Source organism: Rugamonas rivuli (assembly GCF_009380165.1).
GTDB classification, from domain to species: Bacteria; Pseudomonadota; Gammaproteobacteria; order Burkholderiales; family Burkholderiaceae_D; genus Rugamonas; species Rugamonas rivuli.
On sequence record NZ_WHUF01000003.1, the window covers coordinates 834,924 to 854,112 of the forward strand.

Annotated in this window: 17 protein-coding genes; 7 read left to right on the top strand and 10 right to left on the bottom strand. The window is 64.4% G+C overall.

Annotated features, from left to right (window positions below):
- Positions 1 to 129 precede the first annotated feature (129 nt).
- Positions 130 to 2,634, top strand: coding sequence for a putative bifunctional diguanylate cyclase/phosphodiesterase (locus GEV01_RS14135; protein WP_235914354.1), 2,505 nt, complete (start codon positions 130 to 132; stop codon positions 2,632 to 2,634).
- Here the strand turns inward: GEV01_RS14135 and glcF are convergent.
- From glcF to GEV01_RS14150, 3 genes are read right to left on the bottom strand one after another with little or no spacing between them, the layout of a single operon-like run.
- Positions 2,617 to 3,840 (bottom strand): glycolate oxidase subunit GlcF, encoded by a 1,224-nt coding sequence (glcF, locus tag GEV01_RS14140; protein ID WP_152805248.1) that lies wholly within the window; start codon positions 3,838 to 3,840, stop codon positions 2,617 to 2,619. The two genes, GEV01_RS14135 and glcF, sit on opposite strands and share 18 nt — an antisense overlap.
- Before the next feature lie 3 nt (positions 3,841 to 3,843).
- Positions 3,844 to 4,929, bottom strand: coding sequence for a glycolate oxidase subunit GlcE (gene glcE / locus GEV01_RS14145; RefSeq protein ID WP_152805250.1), 1,086 nt, complete (start codon positions 4,927 to 4,929; stop codon positions 3,844 to 3,846).
- Between the two features lie 9 nt (positions 4,930 to 4,938).
- Positions 4,939 to 6,438: an FAD-linked oxidase C-terminal domain-containing protein gene (locus GEV01_RS14150; RefSeq protein WP_152805252.1), complete on the bottom strand. Its 1,500-nt coding sequence runs from the start codon at positions 6,436 to 6,438 to the stop codon at positions 4,939 to 4,941.
- Between the two features lie 125 nt (positions 6,439 to 6,563).
- On the opposite strand from GEV01_RS14150, the gene GEV01_RS14155 reads away from it, so the two are divergent.
- The gene (locus GEV01_RS14155; RefSeq protein WP_152805254.1) at positions 6,564 to 7,118 is read left to right on the top strand and encodes a suppressor of fused domain protein; all 555 of its coding nucleotides are present in this window, start codon (positions 6,564 to 6,566) and stop codon (positions 7,116 to 7,118) included.
- A gap of 23 nt (positions 7,119 to 7,141) precedes the next feature.
- Positions 7,142 to 7,696, top strand: a complete 555-nt coding sequence (locus GEV01_RS14160) for a cob(I)yrinic acid a,c-diamide adenosyltransferase (RefSeq protein ID WP_152805256.1) — start codon at positions 7,142 to 7,144, stop codon at positions 7,694 to 7,696.
- A 19-nt stretch (positions 7,697 to 7,715) separates the two neighbouring features.
- Here the strand turns inward: GEV01_RS14160 and GEV01_RS14165 are convergent, their stop codons facing one another.
- From GEV01_RS14165 to GEV01_RS14180, 4 genes are all read right to left on the bottom strand, one after another.
- On the bottom strand, positions 7,716 to 8,468 hold the full coding sequence (locus tag GEV01_RS14165; RefSeq protein ID WP_152805258.1) for a M48 family metalloprotease: 753 nt from the start codon (positions 8,466 to 8,468) through the stop codon (positions 7,716 to 7,718).
- A 106-nt stretch (positions 8,469 to 8,574) separates the two neighbouring features.
- Positions 8,575 to 10,446, bottom strand: coding sequence for a 1-deoxy-D-xylulose-5-phosphate synthase (gene dxs, locus GEV01_RS14170; RefSeq protein ID WP_152805260.1), 1,872 nt, complete (start codon positions 10,444 to 10,446; stop codon positions 8,575 to 8,577).
- Entirely contained in the window at positions 10,447 to 11,337 is an 891-nt protein-coding gene (locus GEV01_RS14175) for a polyprenyl synthetase family protein (protein ID WP_152805263.1), read from the bottom strand.
- Positions 11,334 to 11,591 carry an exodeoxyribonuclease VII small subunit gene (locus tag GEV01_RS14180; RefSeq protein WP_152805265.1) on the bottom strand — a complete coding sequence of 86 codons (258 nt, stop codon included), beginning with the start codon at positions 11,589 to 11,591 and terminating at the stop codon, positions 11,334 to 11,336. The genes GEV01_RS14175 and GEV01_RS14180 overlap by 4 nt, the downstream gene beginning before the upstream one ends.
- Positions 11,592 to 11,799: 208 nt before the next feature.
- Between GEV01_RS14180 and hepB the strand changes: the two genes are divergently transcribed.
- From hepB to GEV01_RS14200, 4 genes are all read left to right on the top strand, one after another.
- Positions 11,800 to 14,730: a heparin/heparin-sulfate lyase HepB gene (gene hepB, locus GEV01_RS14185; protein WP_175023048.1), complete on the top strand. Its 2,931-nt coding sequence runs from the start codon at positions 11,800 to 11,802 to the stop codon at positions 14,728 to 14,730.
- 212 nt (positions 14,731 to 14,942) lie between these two features.
- Entirely contained in the window at positions 14,943 to 16,043 is a 1,101-nt protein-coding gene (locus GEV01_RS14190; RefSeq protein ID WP_070267118.1) for an aromatic ring-hydroxylating oxygenase subunit alpha, read from the top strand.
- A 7-nt stretch (positions 16,044 to 16,050) separates the two neighbouring features.
- A complete protein-coding gene (locus GEV01_RS14195) occupies positions 16,051 to 16,974 on the top strand; it encodes a DMT family transporter (protein WP_152805269.1) in 924 nt (307 codons plus the stop codon).
- Positions 16,975 to 16,987: 13 nt separating this feature from the next.
- Positions 16,988 to 17,839, top strand: a complete 852-nt coding sequence (locus tag GEV01_RS14200) for a sulfurtransferase (RefSeq protein WP_152805271.1) — start codon at positions 16,988 to 16,990, stop codon at positions 17,837 to 17,839.
- On the opposite strand, the gene GEV01_RS31515 is transcribed toward GEV01_RS14200, so the two are convergent.
- The 3 genes from GEV01_RS31515 to GEV01_RS14215 form a co-directional block, all read right to left on the bottom strand.
- Positions 17,836 to 18,138 carry a type II toxin-antitoxin system RelE/ParE family toxin gene (locus tag GEV01_RS31515; RefSeq protein ID WP_152805273.1) on the bottom strand — a complete coding sequence of 101 codons (303 nt, stop codon included), beginning with the start codon at positions 18,136 to 18,138 and terminating at the stop codon, positions 17,836 to 17,838. The genes GEV01_RS14200 and GEV01_RS31515 overlap by 4 nt on opposite strands.
- The gene (locus GEV01_RS14210) at positions 18,110 to 18,391 is read right to left on the bottom strand and encodes a hypothetical protein (protein WP_152805275.1); all 282 of its coding nucleotides are present in this window, start codon (positions 18,389 to 18,391) and stop codon (positions 18,110 to 18,112) included. The genes GEV01_RS31515 and GEV01_RS14210 overlap by 29 nt, the downstream gene beginning before the upstream one ends.
- Before the next feature lie 61 nt (positions 18,392 to 18,452).
- Positions 18,453 to 19,154 (bottom strand): ZIP family metal transporter, encoded by a 702-nt coding sequence (locus GEV01_RS14215; protein WP_008445231.1) that lies wholly within the window; start codon positions 19,152 to 19,154, stop codon positions 18,453 to 18,455.
- Positions 19,155 to 19,189 lie beyond the last annotated feature (35 nt).

The window sequence follows — 19,189 nt, forward strand, 5'->3', positions numbered from 1 at the left end:
AAACGTTTTCCAAAAAACGTGCTTTAGGTTAACTTTTCGGTAATAATGATCTCTGGTCATTTCCAATTATCGAATCAGTCGCCTATGTCGTTGTTTGGAAAACTGTTATCGCACTGGATGCGGATGGGGATGTACTCCCGCTTGTTCGTGCCCATCTTCGCCGTCATCGCCATCGTCGTGGGCGTGCGATACACCCTATTGTTCGACTCCGAAACCGAGTACGCCAACGCGCGCTACCAGAAGGATGCGGGCGAACTGGGCGTCTACCTGCACAAGGCGCTGACGCCTGCGCTGAACACGCCCGACCGCGCCGCGCTCGACAACACGCTGGCCAGCGCCCTGCTGCTGGATGCCGACCTGGTCTCCGCACGGCTGGACTATGCGGGCGGCCACCTGGAAGCGCTGCGCAGCGCGCCGCCGGCGACGGACTACCCGGACTGGTTCCGCGCCCTGAACGGACTGCAACCGATCAACCGCACCATCTACATCGGCAGCGCCGTGCTGGTGCTGGGCTTCGAGCCGACGCTGCCGCTGGCCCAGGTGTGGCGCACGCTGCGCCAGCAGGCGGTGATCTCGATGATCAACATCGCCATCATCTACACGCTGCTGGGCATCATCATCTACGCCAACAAGCGCATGCTGCGGCGCGTGGCCGACACCACCACCCGCTTCCAGAACGGCGACCACGGCGTGCGCCTGCCGGTCGCCGGCACGCTGGAGGCGCGCATGCTGGCCGTCACCTTCAACAACATGGCGCAGCGCGTGCAGGCGCTGGTGCACAAGCTGCAGCAAAGCCAGGCAAGACTCAGCGAACAGCTGGAGCACACGCTGCAGGCGCAGGCGCTGCTACAGGTGGAAAAGGAACGCATCGAAGTCACGCTGGCCTCGATCGGCGACGCTGTCATCACCACTGACCTGAGCGGCAAGATCGCCACCATCAACGACGTCGCCCAGCAGCTCACCGGTTGGACCGAAGCGCGCGCGCTCGGCATGGAGCTGCACCAGGTGTTCGTGTTGGCGAATAACTTCGGCCAGCATGCGCTGCTCAAGTCCATGGCGGCGGTCTATGCCGGCGGTGAAGTGATCAAGGTCGGCAACCAGAGCCTGCGCAACCGCATCGGCCAGATCGTCACCGTCGAATACACGGCCAACGCGATCCGCTCGGCGCAGAACGAGGTGCAAGGCTCGGTGCTGGTGTTCCGCGACGTGACCGAGCGCCGCCAGCTGATGCAGCAGATCTCCTGGCAGAGCAACCACGATGTGCTGACCGGCCTGCCCAACCGCGCCGCGCTGGCTGCGCGCTTCGAGCAGGAAGTCGTCCGCGCGCGCGAGGAAGACTACCTGCTGGCCGTCTGCCTGTTCGACCTCGATCACTTCCAGCACGTGAACCAGACGCTGGGCCAGGACATCGGCGACGAGATCCTCAAGCAGGCCGCCAGCCGCCTGCACGACTTCGCGGGCCAGCGCCATTACGTGGCCCGCCTGGGCGGTGACGAGTTCGTGCTGCTGCTGCCGGAGATGAACGGCCGCGCCGGCGTCGAGCAGGCGCTGGACCGCCTGATGGCGGCGCTGTCGCGCGACTACGTGTGCGACGGCGAAGCGGTGAGCATGTCGGCCAGCGTCGGGGTGGCGGTCTACACCGGCAGCGAGATCAGCGCCGACAGCCTGCTGCGCCACGCCGACCAGGCGCTGTACCAGGCCAAGATCACGGGCCGCAACCGCTATCACTTCTTCGACGCCGACCTGGACGAACAGGTACGCACCCACCACAACCGCCGCACCGAAGTGCGCGCCGCCGTGCGCGCCGGCGAACTGCGGCTGTACTATCAGCCGAAACTGGATATGCGCAAGGGCCGCATCGTCGGCATGGAAGCGCTGCTGCGCTGGCAGCATCCACTGCGCGGCGTGGTCGGGCCGACCGAGTTCCTGCCCATCGTCGAACACAGCGACGTCATCGTCGATATCGGCGAATGGGTGCTGCGCGAAGCGCTGCGGCAGTTGCAGGTGTGGCGCGCGTTCGATGCCCGCTGGGTCATCAGCGTCAACATCGCCGCCCGTCATTTCCAGCGCGCCGATTTCGTCGCCCGCCTGACCGCCATCCTGGCCGAGTTCCCGGACGTGCCGCCACATATGCTGGAGCTGGAGATACTGGAATCGTCGGCGCTGAGCGACATCGCCCACGTGCGCAGCATCATGCTCGATTGCCAGGCGCTGGGCATCAGCTTCGCGCTGGACGATTTCGGCACCGGCTATTCGTCGATGTCCTACCTGAAGCGGCTGCCGGCGGACATGCTGAAGATCGACCAGAGCTTCGTGCGCAATATGCTGGTGGACCGCGACGACCTGCACCTGGTCAGCGCCGTCATCGGCCTGGCCAAGTCCTTTGGTTTGGGCGTGATCGCCGAGGGTGTGGAGACCATCGAGCACGGCGCCATGCTGATGCGGCTGGGCTGCGACCTGGTGCAAGGCTATGGCATCGCCCGGCCAATGCCGGCGGACGACGTGCTGTCCTGGGTCGCCAGTTTCGACACCGCGCCGGTGTGGCAGGCCGCCGCGCATCTGCCGCCCATCCTGAGCCTGCACGCAGAACCGGCCGGCGGCACGGCGCAGATGCCCTTATTTGTTCAGGGCTGAGTCGATCAATTCGATCCAGTGGATCACCGGCGTCTCCGTGCCCGATTGCAGGTGCGCGGTGCAGCCTACGTTGGCGGAGACGATGGTGGTGGCGCCGGTGTCGCCCAGGTTGGCCAGCTTGCGGTCGCGCAGCTGCAGCGACAATTCCGGTTGCAGCAGCGAGTAAGTGCCCGCCGATCCGCAGCACAGATGGCTGTCCGCGCACAGCACCACGTCCACGCCGACAGCGCGCAGCACGCCCTCCACCTTGCCGCGTATCTGCTGGCCGTGCTGCAGCGTGCATGGCGGATGGTAGGCCACGCGCTCCCTGTTAGTTGCTCGACGGCGCAGCGCTTCCTCGAATTCCGGCATCACCTCGCTCAGGTCGCGTGTCAGCGCCGAGATGCGCTGCGCCTTGTCGGCGTAGGCGGCGTCGTGCGCCAGCAAATGCCCATACTCCTTGACCGTGACGCCGCAACCCGACGCCGTCATCACGATAGCCTCCACCGCGCCGTCCTGCACGTAGGGCCACCAGGCGTCGACGTTGCGGCGCATGTCGTCCAGCGCCGCTTCCTGGTCGTTCAGGTGGTGGCGCAGCGCGCCGCAGCAGCCGGCCTTGGGCGCGACCAGCAACTGCACGCCCAACGCATCCAGCACGCGGGCCGTGGCGGCGTTGATGTTGGGCGCCATCGCCGGCTGCGCGCAGCCTTCCAGCACCAGCATCTTGCGGGCGTGTTCGCGGGCCGGCCATGCGCCGGCGCCGCGCATCGCCGGAATCTTGTCCTGCATGGCGGGCGACAGCAGCGGACGGAATACCTGCCCCGCACGCAAGGCCGCCGTGAACACCGCCTTGCGCGGCAAGGCTTCCTTCAACACCAGCCGCTTCATACGCTCGATGAACGGGCGCTCCACGCGCTCCTCCACCACCTTGCGGCCGATGTCGATCAGGCGGCCGTAGCGCACCCCGGACGGACAGGTGGTCTCGCAATTGCGGCAGGTCAGGCAGCGATCCAGGTGGGTTTGCGTCTTGGCCGTCACCGGTGCGCCTTCCAGCACCTGCTTGATCAGGTAGATGCGGCCGCGCGGGCCATCGAGTTCGTCGCCCAGCAGCTGGTAGGTGGGACAGGTGGCGGTGCAGAAGCCGCAGTGGACGCAGGCGCGCAGGATGGCGTCGGCCTCCGCGCCTTCGGGAGTGTTCTTGATGAAGTCGGCGAGATTGGTTTGCATAGGCTATCCGTACATGCGGCCGGGATTGAAGATCCCCGCCGGGTCGAAGGCCTGCTTCAGCCTCTGGTTGATGCGGGCCACGGCAGGCGCCAGCGGATGGAATACGCCGACCTCCTTGTCCGCGCCGCGGAACAGCGTCGCGTGACCACCGGCCGCCGCCACGGTGCGACGTATGGCGGCCGCCTGTTCGGCGTCGGCGGCATCGGCGGCATCTGCCTTAAGCCAGCGCTGCGCCCCGCCCCACTCGATCAGCTGCTCGCCGCGCAGGATGATGGCGCTGGCCGCAGGCGGCACCGACAGCCGCCACAAGCTGCCGCCATCGAAATAACCGTGCGTCTGGTCGCGCAGCGAAGCCCAGAACGCCGCAGCGTCGGCCAGCGGAGCGCCACCCAGCTTGCGCTGCGCCGCGACCACCGCCGCCTCAGCGCCGGACAGGCGCAGCGAAAGCACTCCCTGATGCCAGCAACTGGCCGATATCGGCAGCGGCTGGCCGGCCCATTCGTTCAGGCGGCGCAGCGCGTCGATCTCGCTCATCTCGAAGCGCAGGCTGGCCTCGCACACCGGCACCGGCAGCACCTTGAGCGACACTTCCAGTATCAGCCCCAGCGTGCCCAGCGAACCGGCCAGCAGGCGCGAGACGTCGTAGCCAGCCACGTTCTTCATCACCTGTCCGCCGAAGCGCAGCGCCTCGCCGTGACCGTCCATCAGCACCGCGCCGAGCATGAAATCGCGCACCGCGCCCGCACTGGCGCGGCGCGGGCCGGACAAGGCGCTGGCGACCACGCCGCCTATCGTGGATGCGGCGCCGTGGCGCGGCGGCTCGAAGGCCAGCATCTGATGGTGCTGCGCCAGCAGGGCCTCGATCTCGGCCAGCGGCGTGCCGCAGCGCGCGGTGATCACCAGCTCGGTCGGCTCGTAGGCGACAATGCCGGCGTAGGCGCTTGTATCGAATACTTCGCCGTGCAAGGCCTGGCCGTACCAGTCCTTGGTGCCGCCGCCGCGCAAGCGCAGCGGCGTGCCGGCGGCCGTGGCGGCGCGGATGCGGGCGCCGAACTGCGCGGCGATGTCGGAATGGGAACCGGTGCTCATGTCGCTCCGTTAAAAACGCGGCAAATGGGAAAACGGCAGCATGCCGCCGCTGACGCGCATCTTGCCGAATTCGGCGCAGCGGTTCAGTGTCGGGATGGCCTTGTCGGGATTGAGCAGGCCGGCCGGGTCGAAGGCGCGCTTGACCGAGAAGAATGCCTCCAGCTCGGCCGGCGCGAACTGCACGCACATCGAATTGATCTTCTCGATGCCCACGCCATGCTCGCCGGTGATGGTGCCGCCCACTTCCACGCACAGGGCCAGGATCTCGGCGCCGAAGGCTTCTGCGCGTTCGAATTCGTCGGGGATGTTGGCGTTGAAGAGGATCAGCGGATGCAGGTTGCCGTCGCCCGCATGGAACACGTTGGCGCAGCGCAGGCCGTACTTGACTTCCATCTGCGCTATCCCTTCCAGCACCTGCCCCAGGCGCTTGCGCGGGATGGTGCCATCCATGCAGTAGTAGTCCGGCGAGATGCGGCCCGCCGCCGGAAAGGCGTTCTTGCGGCCGGACCAGAACTTGAGCCGTTCCGCCTCCGTCTGCGACACCGCGATGGCGCTGGCGCCGGCCGTGTTCAGCACCGCCGTCATGCGGGCGATTTCCTCTTCCACCTCTTCGATGGTGCCGTCGGCCTCGCACAGCAGGATAGCGGCGGCCTCCGTATCGTAGCCGGCCTGCACGAACGGTTCGACCATGCGCGACGAAGTCCGGTCCATCATTTCCAGCCCGGCCGGGATGATGCCCGCCGCGATCAGCGCCGCCACCGCGTGGCAGCCCGCCACCACCTCGTCGAACGAGGCCATGATGACGCGCGCGGTGGCCGGCTTAGGCACCAGCTTGACCGTGACCTCGGTGACGATGCCCAGCATGCCCTCGGAGCCGATGAACACCGACAGCAGGTCCAGCCCCGGCGCGTCGAGCGCTTCGCCGCCCAGTTCCACCACGTCGCCCTCCAGCGTCACCATGCGCACGCGCAGCACGTTGTGCACGGTCAGGCCGTATTTGAGGCAGTGCACGCCGCCGGAATTCTCCGCCACGTTGCCGCCGATGCTGCAGGCGATCTGCGACGACGGATCGGGCGCGTAGTACAGGCCATGCTGCGCCGCCGCTTCCGAGATCGCCAGGTTGCGCACGCCCGGCTGCACCACGGCGCTGCGCGAGTAGGCGTCCATGCGCACGATGCGGTTCAGGCGCGCGGTCGACAGCACCACGCCGTCTGCGATGGGCATGGCGCCGCCGGACAGGCCGGTACCGGCGCCGCGCGGCACGATGGGCACATTCAGCTCGCGGCACACCTGCAGTACGGCGACGATCTGCGCCTCGCTGTCAGGCAGCACGACGATCATCGGCAGCTGGCGGTAGGCGGCCAGGCCGTCGCATTCGTAGGGGCGGGTGTCTTCCGGTTCGGACAGCACGGCGCGCTCGGGCAGCACCTGCCGCAGCGCCGCGGCGACCTGCGCGCGGCGGGCGGCGATATCGGCCAGGACGGCTCGTTCGGGAGTGGCAGTGTTCATGGAGCGGGCACCTGGAAGCACTTGATCAGACATCGATTGTAAGCACAAACGCCGGCCGAGTCGAAATACCCGAGCAAATTGTTGTATTCTTCCGGGCGCAGCTTCATTACATCACTGGGACCGTTATGGAAAAATTATTTGAAGAGGTTTGGCGCGAGGCGCTGGAACAGCGTTTCGGCGTGCCGGTGCAGGTCGCCGGCGTCAAGCTGGAGGCCCACCCTCGCATGCTGGTGTACTACTTTAACGATTTCCCCACCAAGGGCATGCTGACCGCCGTCACCTGCGGCCTGTCGAGCGCCAACCGTCCCGAGTGGGTGCACGGCAGACCGGAGTTGATGTTCTCGCTGCGTACCGCCGACCCCTCCTGGGGCAGCGCCGCCGCCCTGCTGGCGCAGAATTTTTTCCAGACCGGTTCGTTCGCCTACCAGTCCTGCTTCAAGCTCGATGCGCCGATGTCGGGCGACAGCGCGATGAACGCCTGCTTCGTCTACAAGCCGTTTTTCCTGGAAGGCGACCAGCTCAAGTTCGAACTGCCCGATCGCACCATTTACCTCGCCGGCCTGTATCCGATGTACGATGAGGAGGTGAGCCTGTACGAAACCAAGGGCCTGCAGGCGTTCTGGGAAACGCCCGGCTACGACTACCTCAATCCGCGCCGCGCCAGCCTGGCGAAGCGCTAACCTCACACCGACCAGGAGCCAATATGGGCAACCGACTCTCCAAAATCGCCACCCGCACCGGCGACGGCGGCACCACCGGCCTCGGTGACGGCAGCCGCACCGACAAGGACAGCGTGCGCATCGACTCGATCGGCGAAGTCGACGAACTGAACTCGCACATCGGCCTGCTGCTGTGCGAAGACATGCCGGCCGATCTGCGCGAAGAACTGATCACCATCCAGCACGACCTGTTCGACCTGGGCGGCGAATTGTGCATCCCCGGCTACCAGATGATCACCGAGGCGCACGTCGAGCGCCTGGACACGCTGCTGGCCAAGTACAACGCCACGCTGCCGGCGCTGACGGAGTTCATCCTGCCGGCCGGCTCGCGCGCGGCCTCGCAGGCGCACGTGTGCCGCACCGTGTGCCGCCGCGCCGAGCGCGCCATCGTCACGCTGGGCAAGGCCGAGACCATCCACGAGCATCCGCGCCAGTACGTGAACCGTTTGTCGGACCTGATGTTTGTGCTGTCGCGCGTGTTGAACCGCTACGCCGGCGGCAGCGACGTGCTGTGGCAGCACGAGCGCAAACGCGGCTAAGGCTGCGCGAACGACAGGACTAGCGGCTGGACTGGAACAGCAGCGCCATGCCCTTGGCCATGCTGAGGCGCGAGGCGCTGGCCGGATAGGCGCCGGCCACCAGCGCCAGCTGGTCGCCGTCGGACAGCTTGCGGTAGAAGCTGACCATGTCGGCTGCCGGCCAGCCGGCACGGTGCGCCAGCACCATGCCCAATTGGTCGGCCTCGGATTCCTGCAGGCTCGATAGCTTGGACAGCCGTATCTGCACCGACACGTCGCTCTCCAGCCGCTCCATCACCACCTCCAGCGGCACGGCCGGATAGCGGTTCAGGAATAGCGCTTCCGACAAGGTTTCACGATGATGTTCGGCCACGGCGTGGGCGATCTCGTGGGCCAGCAGGGTCGCCAGTTCGCCATCGTTCAATGCCAGCTGGCGCACAAAGGCGCTGCCCACCAGGATCTTCCCGCCTGCCATGCAAATGGCGTCGACGTCGGTGTCGCTGGTGGTGTGGAATTCCCATTGCCAGGCGACGGCCTCCGGCTTCAGCGCCACGGCGGCGCGTATCAGGCCTGCGCCTATGGTTTGCAGGCGGGCCAGCAAGGCGCGGTCATCGTCCAGGCGGCCGGCGGCGGCCAGTTCGACCATGCGGTCGATATAGCGGTCCTCCACGGTGCTGGCCACTTCCTCGGCGCTGAAGCTCAACTCCTGCACCCTGCCCGACTCCGGCACCTGCGCACCCGCCATCCCGCAGGCGAACAGCAAACCGGCAAACAGGGCGGCGGCGGCGTTCATGGCGATATAAACCAAATAAACTGTTTATATCAATATAGGACGCACCTTCGCGATAGGCAAGAAAAAAGCCGCCCGGAGGCGGCTTTGAGCGTAACAGCAACGGGTTTTAGCCGTTGTTGACCACCAGGCGCGGCTCGGCTGCGGCGTGGCGTGCCTGGATCGAGGCGGTGATGCCGGCGGCGTCCAGGCCCACGCTGGCCAGCAGCTTGGCCGGGTCGCCATGGTCGATGAACTTGTCCGGCAGGCCGAGCATCTGCAAAGGCTTGACGATGCCTTCGGCGGCCAGCGCTTCGGCCACGGCGGAACCTGCTCCGCCCATGATGCAGCCCTCTTCCACCGTCACCAGGTAGTCGTGTTCGGCCGCCAGCTGCTTGACCAGTTCCACGTCCAGCGGCTTGACGAAGCGCATATTGGCCACCGTGGCGTCCAGCGCCTCGCCAGCGGCGACTGCCGGCGCAACCATCGAGCCGAAGGCCAAAATGGCAATCTTCTGGCCCTTGCGCTTGATTTCGCCCTTGCCGATTTCTATCGTCGTCAGCTCCGGCTGGATCGCCGCGCCGATGCCGGCGCCGCGCGGGTAGCGGATCGCCGCCGGTCCCTTGTAGTGGTAGCCGGTGCTCAGCATCTGGCGGCATTCGTTTTCGTCCGATGCCGCCATCACCACCATGTTCGGGATGCAGCGCAGATAAGCCAGGTCGTAGTTGCCGGCGTGGGTGGCGCCGTCCGCGCCCACCAGGCCCGCGCGGTCCAGCGCGAAGGTCACGTCCAGGTTTTGCAGCGCCACGTCGTGGATCAGCTGGTCGTAGCCGCGCTGCAGGAAGGTGGAGTAGATCGCCACCACCGGCTTCAGGCCTTCGCAAGCCAGGCCGGCGCCGAAGGTGACGGCGTGCTGCTCGGCGATGCCGACGTCGAAGTAGCGGTCCGGATGCTCCTTCTCGAAGCGCACCATGCCCGAACCTTCGCGCATGGCCGGCGTGATGCCGACCAGCTTCTTGTCGGCGGCGGCCATGTCGCACAGCCAGTTGCCGAAGACGTCGGTGTAGCTCATCTTGCCCGGCGCGGCGGCCGGCTTGATGCCTTCGGCCGGATTGAACTTGCCGGGGCCGTGGTAAAGCGTCGGCTCGGCCTCGGCCAGCTTGTAGCCCTGGCCCTTCTTGGTGACGACGTGCAGGAACTGCGGGCCCTTGAGCTGCTTGATGTTCTGCAGCGTGGGGATCAGCGATTCGAGGTCGTGGCCGTCGATCGGGCCGATGTAGTTGAAGCCGAACTCCTCGAACATCGTGGCCGGAACCACCATGCCCTTGGCGTGTTCTTCCAGGCGCTTGGCCAGCTCCAGCACGGGGCCGGGCAGCACGGACTTGCCGACGTTCTTGGCGGCGGCGTAGAACTGCCCCGACATCAAACGCGCCAGGTAGCGGTTCAGCGCACCCACCGGCGGCGAGATCGACATGTCGTTGTCGTTCAGGATCACCAGCAGATTGACGTCTTCCTGCACGCCGGCGTTGTTCAGCGCTTCGAAGGCCATGCCGGCCGTCATCGAGCCGTCGCCGATCACGGCGATCGCATGGCGGTGCTCGCCCTTGATCTTGGCCGCCTGCGCCATGCCCAGCGCCGCCGAGATCGAGGTCGACGAGTGGGCGGTGCCGAAGGTGTCGTATTCGCTTTCGTCGCGTTTCGGGAAGCCCGAGATGCCGTTGAGCTGGCGCAGCGTGTGCATGCGCTCGCGGCGGCCGGTGAGGATCTTGTGCGAGTAGGTCTGGTGGCCCACGTCCCACACGATGCGGTCGTGCGGCGTGTTGAACACGTAGTGCAGCGCCACGGTCAGTTCGACCGTGCCCAGGTTGGACGACAGATGGCCGCCGGTCTTCGACACCGAATCCAGCAGGTAGCTGCGCAATTCATGCGCGAGCGGGGTCAGCTGGGTGCGCGCCAGTTTGCGCACATCCGCTGGTGAGTCTATGTTTTCGAGCAATTTCATTTATGCCTTCCGCTGCACGATCAAATCCGCGAGTTCGCGTAACCGCAGAGCTTTTTCTCCAAACGGCGCGAGCGCTGCGTGCGCGTCGAGCCGCAATTTTTGCGCCAGCGCGCGCGACGGTTCCAGACCCAGGATCGAGACATAGGTCGGCTTGTTGTCGGCGGCGTCCTTGCCGGCGGTCTTGCCCAGCGTGGCCGAATCGGCCGTGGCGTCGAGCACGTCGTCCACCACCTGGAAGGCCAGGCCGATGGCACGTGCGTAGTCGTTCAGCGCCTGCAGTTCGGCCGGTTCCAGATCCTTGCCGGCCAGCGCACCCAGTACCACCGCGGCGCGCAGCAGCGCACCGGTTTTCAGCTGGTGCATCTGCTCCAGCTGCTCCAGCGTCAGGCTCAGGCCGACGCTGTCGAGATCGATTGCCTGGCCGCCGCACATGCCGGCCGAGCCGGAGGCGTGCGCCAGCAGGCGCAGCATCGCCACCTGGCGCGCCGCGGGAATGCTGTCCGCTTCCGACAACACCAGGAAGGCCTGCGATTGCAGCGCGTCGCCGACCAGCAGCGCGGTCGCTTCGTCGTAGGCCACATGCACCGTCGGCTTGCCGCGGCGCAGTTCATCGTCGTCCATGCACGGCATGTCGTCGTGCACCAGCGAGTAGGCGTGGATCATTTCCACCGCCGCCGCCGCGCGGCTCAGGATGGCCGCGTCGGCGCCGAACAGGGCGCCGGCCGCGTACACCAGCAGCGGACGCACGCGCTTGCCGCCACCCAGCAGCGCGTAGCGCATCGCCGCGTGCAGCTTGGCCGGGACCACGGCGGGCGCAGGCAGGAAACCGGATAAATCGTTTTCCGATGCCGCCTGCACGGTTTTCATCCAGTCGTCGAAGGCGCCGTTCATTGTTCGGCCTCGGCGGCTTCCGCGAAGGGCTTGAGCATGTCGCCCTCCAGCACCTTGACCTGGGATTCCACTTTTTCCAGCTGGGCGGCGCAGAATTTCACCAGCTCCGAGCCGCGCGCATAGGCGGCCACCGAAGCTTCCAGCGGCAGTTGGCCTGCCTCCATTTGGGCAACCAGCTGCGCCAGCTCCGCCATCGCTTCTTCAAACGAGACGGGGGCGGCGGCGGTCGCGTCGGCAGTTAATTTCTTAGACATAGTTGGTCGAATTTTTCCAAGCAATACAGGCGTGCGAAATGCCAAAAACACCATACAACTAGCGAGGACGCAGTGTAACCCTATATTTTAGAGCAAACCACCTGATCCGGTGAGACTAAAGAGAATGCGGCGGGGGCTAAAACGACTGAATGGCATATCCGCAACGTTGTAGATGTTACAATTAATTCTTTTACAATCAGGAAAACCCATGCCTTCCTTGCTCCGATTTTCAATATTTCCCGCGCTGTTGTTCGGCTTAGGCTTGTCGCAGCTGGCGCACGCGGCGACCTTCCCCACGGAGGTGATTTTCGAAGCGGAGCCCGGCACCGCGCCAACGCTATGGGAGAGCAGCAACAATCCGGCGCTCGAACCATCCACGCAATACCTGATGGTCACTGGCAAACCCAATCAAGACCTGCCCAGCGCCAGCTCCGCCGATGAGCTTACCTACACCATCGACGTGAAGAGCACCGGAACTCATAAAATCTGGTTGCGCGTATGGGCCCTCGGCGACTGGCGCGACTCCTTTCATCTGGCGATCGACGACGGCAGCGCCTACACGCAATACTGGGTCCGGGCGTCACCAGCCTGGCAGTGGTTTTCCATTCCCGCCAAAGACCTGAAAGCCGGGCCACATAAGCTGAGGATCAAGTATGCGAAATCAGGATTGGGGCTGGATCGGCTGCTGGTGACCAGGCGCCTGGATTTCGTGCCCCGTGGCCTGGGTGAAAATCCCACGGTGTACAACTCCATGCCCGCCAATCCTTATCCGGCGCCCACGGTACTGCCACCGGCCGAACATCCGCGCCTGTTTGTACGCAGCACCGACCTGCCCCTGCTGCGCGAGCTCGAAACGGAATCGAACACCGCGCCGGGAATAGAGTACGCGCAACTGAAGGCAGCCTGGCGCCGTCTGCGGGACAATGCCGCGGCAAATCCCAATGGCGTGCTGCCGACACAGCCGCCGCCGCCAACCGATCCCAAGGACGTCCAGAAAGCACTGGACAGTTACTGCGTCGGCACGGCCCGCCCCGCCATCCAGGCCAAGGCCTTGAGCTATCTTGTCGACAGCAACACGACCAGTGGCCAGCAGGCGATCAATATGATGAACGCGTATTGGGAGGTCTGCAAATCACCGGATAGCCGCACCATCGGCGAGGGCATTACGCTCATGGCCATGGTCTACGACTGGGCTTACCCGCTGCTCGGCACGGAACAAAAGACCGCATTCATCGAACGCTTCATGGCGCTGGCCCCGCAAATGGAATTCGGCTTCGCGGACGCAAGCAAGCAGGGAGCAGTGGTCGGCCACGGCAGCGAAGCCCAGCTGATGCGCGATCAACTGAGCGCCGGCGTGGCGTTCTACGACGAAGCCCCGCAAATCTATCAGATTACCGCCGGCCGCTTCTTCCAGGACTTTGTCGCACCGCGCAACTTCGCGTACGCAGCGGGCACCCATCATCAAGGCGACTCGTATGGCCCTTATCGCTACTCATGGGACATGTTTGCATCGTGGATCTTCCGCCGCATGGGCGCCGGCGATGTCTTCGACGCCAGCCAGCAATCGGTCCCGTATCAATGGCTGTACATCCGCCGCCCCGACGGACAGCTGATGCGCGACGGCGACAGCTATCAATCCGTTTATACGAATTTCCTCGCATATTGGACCGAGCCCAACGCCTATATGCTGTCTGGCGTCTATTACAACGATCCGTATATCAAGCATGAATTTGCGCAGCAGCTGTCCGCCCTGGGTTCGGCGAGCAGCCTGAAGTCCAACGATATCTGGCAAGTCCTGTTCAGCAATCCCCGGCAAAGCGCCACGCCCGCCAAAGCCCTGCCGTTAAGCAGATATTTTGCCGATCCCGCAGGATTGATGGTCGCCCGAACCGGGTGGACCGACAGCGTTGTCGCCCAGCTGAACTCGCCGGTGGCCATCGCCACCATGAAAGTGGGCAGCGTCCGTTTCGCCAATCACCAGCACCTCGACGCCGGCCACTTCCAGCTGTACTACAAGGGGCCGCTGGCCATCGATTCGGGCATCTACGAGGGCAAAACCAGCGATCGGAAGGCGGATTTGAATTACGGCAGCCTCCACGACTCGAACTACCACAAACGCACCATCGCGCATAATGCCATGCTGGTTTTCGATCGCGCGGAGACCTTCGCCCAAACCGATTCGAACGACGGCGGCCAGCGCTTCGTCGCTGTAGAGCCTGCGACCCTGACGGCCCTGCTCGCCCCTCAAAACGGCTACATCACCGGAAGCAGTCAGGACAGCCACATCGGTCCCGACAGCGACACGCCGGACTACAGCTATTTGAAGGGTGACATCGCCAAAGCCTATACGTCCAAGGTGGTCAACTACACGCGCTCGTTCGTGTTCCTCAATCTGAAAGACAAGCAGCATCCGGCGGCATTGGTCGTGCTCGACAAGATCAAGTCTTACAGCTCCGGCATGAAGAAGACCTGGCTGCTGCACAGCGAGCAGGAGCCCGCCATCGCAGGCGACACCGTGACCATCCTGCGCAATGCCAAGGGCTATAACGGCAAGCTGATTAACCGCACCATCTTGCCCGCCGGCGCATCGATCAGCAAAGTCGGCGGCAGCGGCAATGAATTCAGCACGTTCAGCCGCATCACGGGGGCCAGCATCAACTACCCCATCGTCGTGTCCAACCCGGCCAACAGCGACGAGCCCGGCGCATGGCGCGTCGAAGTATCGCCAGCCACCGATGCCGAAGCGGACGTCTTCCTCAACACGATGCAGGTGATGGATGCGGACAGCGCGCTGCCGGCACTGGCGACGGCTGCCATCGCCTCGGATGAGCTGAACGGTGTGCAGATCGGCAACCGGGCGGTACTGTTCTCCAAGACGCAGGACTACATCGCCAGCAAGGCCGGCTTTATCCTGCCGACCTCCCAGAGCGCGGTGCGGGTGCTGGTTACCGACCTGGCGGCCGGATACTGGTCTGTCAACAAGGACAATGTTCAGGGCGGCGTCGAATATGAGGTAAAAAGCGGCCAAGGAGTGCTGTACTTCGATGCCGGCACCGGAGGAAAGTACACGCTGAGCCGGGCTGACACCCGGACTTTACCAGCTCCGCCGCCGTTACAGAGCTTGCCGCTGCCAAATTAACCGGCCGCGCGCCGGGAATCAGCAGTTCGGGCGGCCCACGGGCCGCCTTTTCATTTAAACAATCAAACTTACGCTTCCCGGCGAGGTCAGGAGAGGTCAAAACGAGGTATAATCTCCGGTTCTGTCCGAAATACCATTTTCAACGAATTGAATTCAGGTCTTTACGGATTCTGTCTCTCTTTGGTTTGATGTACATATTAAGGGGGGTTGGGATGTCCGATCTGGGTACCCACGCCAAGCTGGCGCGTTCGAACGCGCAACTTCCGGTTGACGTCTATTTTGACGAAGCGCTACTGCAGCGAGAAATGCAGCAATTATTCCACGCCGGCCCGCGCTATATCGGGCACGAGCTGATGGTGCCGAACAGCGGCGATTTCGCGACCCTCGTCTCCGAAGATGAAGGGCGTATGCTGGTGCGCAACGCAAACGGGCTGGAAGTGCTGTCCAACGTCTGCCGCCACCGCCAGGCGCTGATGTTCAACGGCCGCGGCAACGCCAACAACATCGTCTGCCCGCTGCACCGCTGGACCTACGACCTCAAGGGCGAGCTGATCGGTGCGCCGCACTTCCCGGAAACGCCCTGCCTGAACCTGCCGAAGACCAGGCTGCAAAGCTGGAACGGCCTGCTGTTCGAGCAGAACGGCTACGACGTCATGGACAAGCTCAAAGACCTGTCGGTGACCAAGGACCTGGATTTCTCCGGCTATATGTTCGACCACGTCGAAGTCCACGAGTGCAACTACAACTGGAAGACCTTCATCGAGGTCTACCTGGAAGACTATCACGTCGAGCCTTTCCATCCGGGCCTGGGCGGCTTCGTCAGCTGCGACGACCTGCGCTGGGAATTCGGCCGCGACTACAGCGTGCAGACCGTGGGCGTCAACAAGGGCTTGCAGAAGTCCGGCTCCGAGATCTACAAGCGCTGGCAGGAGCAGGTGCTCAAGTTCCGCGGCGGCGAACCGCCACCGTACGGCGCGATCTGGCTGACGCTGTACCCGAACATCATGGTCGAATGGTATCCGCACGTGCTGATCGTCTCGACCCTGTGGCCGGACGGCCCGCAACGCACCAAGAACGTGGTGGAGTTCTACTACCCTGAAGAGATCGTGCTGTTCGAGCGCGAGTTCATCGAGGCGGAACGCGCGGCCTACATGGAAACCTGCGTCGAGGACGACGAGATCGCCCAGCGCATGGACGCCGGCCGCAAGGCGCTGATGAAGCGCGGCACCAGCGATGCCGGTCCTTACCAGTCGCCGATGGAAGACGGCATGCAGCACTTCCACGAGTGGTACCGGGCCAATATCGAGCTTTAGGAAAACGATGCAGTCACTTTGGATGTTGTTTGCCAGTTTCATGTTCGCCGCCATGGGGGTGTGCGTGAAGCTGGCCTCGGAGCAGTTCTCCACATCCGAAATCGTGATGTACCGTGGCGTGGTCGGCGTGGCTGTGCTGTTCACCATCATCAAACTCCAAGGCGGCAAATTCACCACCACCATGCCGGGCGCCCATCTGTGGCGCGGGCTGGTCGGCGTGGTGTCGCTGTGGCTGTGGTTCTACGCCATCGCCAAGCTGCCGCTGGCCACCGCCATGACCCTCAACTACATGGCGCCGATCTGGATCGCCGTCTGGCTGTTCGCGATGGGCTGGTGGCATGCCAAGAACCAGGTCAAGTGGCCGCTGCTGGCGGCGGTCGGCATGAGCTTTGTCGGCGTGACGCTGCTGCTGCAACCGGCCTTCCATGCGAATCAACTGACACCGGCGCTGATCGCGCTCAGTTCCAGCGTGCTGTCGGCCATGGCCTATATGCAGGTGCGCAAGCTGGGCCTGGCGGGCGAGCCTGAGAACCGCGTGGTGTTCTACTTCTCCGTGATGAACCTGCTGGCCGGTATCGCCGGCAATTTCGTGTTTGCCGGCGACCAGGGCGCGGTATGGCATCCTATCCACACCGTGCACGGCGGCCTGCTGTTGCTGGGCATAGGCATCTGCGCCACCAGCGCGCAGATCGCCATGACGCGCGCCTACCGCCTGGGCCAGACGCTGGTGGTGGCCAATCTGCAGTACACCGGCATCGTGTTTTCCAGCGTGTGGGGCGTGCTGGTGTTCGGCGACGCGTTCAGCTGGCTCAGCTGGGTGGGCATCGGTCTGATACTGGTGTCCGGCGTGGCCGCAACGTTTTACAATACGCGTAACACCGAGCGCGGTAAGGCGATAGCCATTACCGATCCGATAGCCAGCGAAGTCTAAGGAACCCCGGAATATGCACACCACTCTGATCGGCGCAGCCGAACTGTCCCAGCACCTGACCGATGACAATTGGGTGATACTCGATTGCCGCCATGACCTGATGAATCCGAACGCGGGCCGCGACGGCTTTGCCATCGGCCATATCCAGAACGCGCAGTTTGCCAATATCGACAGCGACCTGTCGGGCGCCAAGGTCGGTGCGGACGGCAAGTTCCGCGGCCGCCATCCGCTGCCGGAGCGCGCGGTGCTGATCGACACGCTGCGCGGCTGGGGCATCAACGACGGCACGCAGGTGGTGGCGTATGACGCGCATGGCGGCATGTTCGCGGCACGCTTGTGGTGGTTGTTGCGTTGGGTGGGACATCCGGCGGTGGCGGTGCTGGACGGCGGCCTGGCCGCATGGCAGTCGCAAGGCTTGCCGATGGTGACGGCCGAGGCGCCACGCGCACGCGGTGCCATCATCGAGCGTGTTTCGCTGACGACGACGGTGTCGGTGGAGGATGTGGTGGCCAACCTGGGCACGCAGGTCCGCACCGTGGTCGATGCGCGTGCGGCCGACCGTTATCGCGGCGAGAACGAGACCATCGATCCGGTGGGCGGCCATATTCCCGGCGCCAAGAACCGCTTCTTCAAGGACAACCTGAGCGCCGACGGCCGCTTCAAGGATGCCGCGCAATTGAAGGAAGAATTCGCACCGCTGTTCGCCAGCGCGCCGCAGGCGATCATGCAATGCGGCTCGGGCGTGACGGCCTGCCACAACCTGCTGGCACTGGAAGTGGCGGGTCTGTCAGGCGCGGCGCTCTACCCCGGCTCCTGGAGCGAATGGTGCGCCGATCCGGCCCGGCCGGTGGCGACTGGGGCTTAACCTTTGCGCCTCTGGCGCGCCCAACGTGTGACCAAGATTTCGCCTTGATGGACACGATAATCAATCGTGTGGCCGGTCTTTGGAATAGGGAATCGGCGCGTATCGCGCCTGTCGGTGAGCGTGCCGATTCCCGGCTGGTCTGCGATTACATCCAAGGCATTTTGCAATCGCCGCAAGACAAGCTGGCTTGCGGAAGCATCTTCCGCGTGAATATGAGCAATGGTCCGATCGAGCGATCTGCGTGCCGTCGATGACCAGCGTATTGCCAGCCTAGCCGGTTTTACGCTTGAGTTTGACATGGGCTTCCACGATACGTCTCGCCTGCGCCATTACCTCTTCGTTCGGAATGGTTCGGCCCGCCGCTATATCCGCGTCCGCGTCCAGGTCAGCCTGTATGCTCTCCTCTACATCGTCGAATCCGTACTGCCAAACTTCTGGCCAAAGATGTTCTGCGGTCACTTGAGCCAAGGCCGCCAGGCGCTCCAGGCGAACGCGATCGGCGGCGGAGAGGGCCGCTAATGCTTCAGCTTGCTTTTTTTGTCTGGAGTTCATCCCGTCATGATACTCCCGGCACCGCCTGGCGCAAGCGCGCGGGATTGAGCGGTCACAAGGCTCAGTGGCCGCGCGTGAGGAACAGCACGATGATGACGCCGAGGGCGATCAGCAGTACTTGCGGGATGGTTTCGCGCAGCGTGGCGCGGCGCTGCATCTGCGGCATCAGGTCGCTGACGGCGATGTAGATGAAGCCCGACGACGCAAACACCAGCACATACGGTATCAGACTGCTGGCGCGGTCCAGCGTGTAATAGCCCAGCAAACCACCGGCGATCGCCAGCAGGCTGCACAGCAAATTGTAGATGTAGGCCCGCGTGCGCGAGAAGCCGGCGTTGAGCAGCACGATGAAGTCGCCGATCTCCTGCGGTATCTCGTGCGCGATGATGGCCAGCCCCGTCACCAGCCCCAGCTCCGGATTGGCCAGGAAGGCCGCCGCGATCAGGATGCCGTCGGTGAAGTTGTGCATGCCGTCGCCGACCAGGATCATCCAGCCGGCCTTGCCCGCCTCGCGCTTGTCGTGGCCGTGGTGGTGGTGGTGGCCGTCGCCCTCGTGATGGTGCGAATGGCGCAGGATGGCAGTCTTCTCCAGCAGGAAGAAGGCCAGCAGCCCCGCCAGCAGGGTCGCGAACAGGCTGCGCGCGCTGGCGCCCGATTCGAACGCTTCCGGCAAGGCGTGCAGCAATGAGGTCGACAGCATGATGCCCACCGACAGGCTGACCATGCGCTCCACCACCTTGGACAGCAGCGTAAACGAGAACACCGCGGCAGCGGTGATGCTGACGACGCCGGCAACCG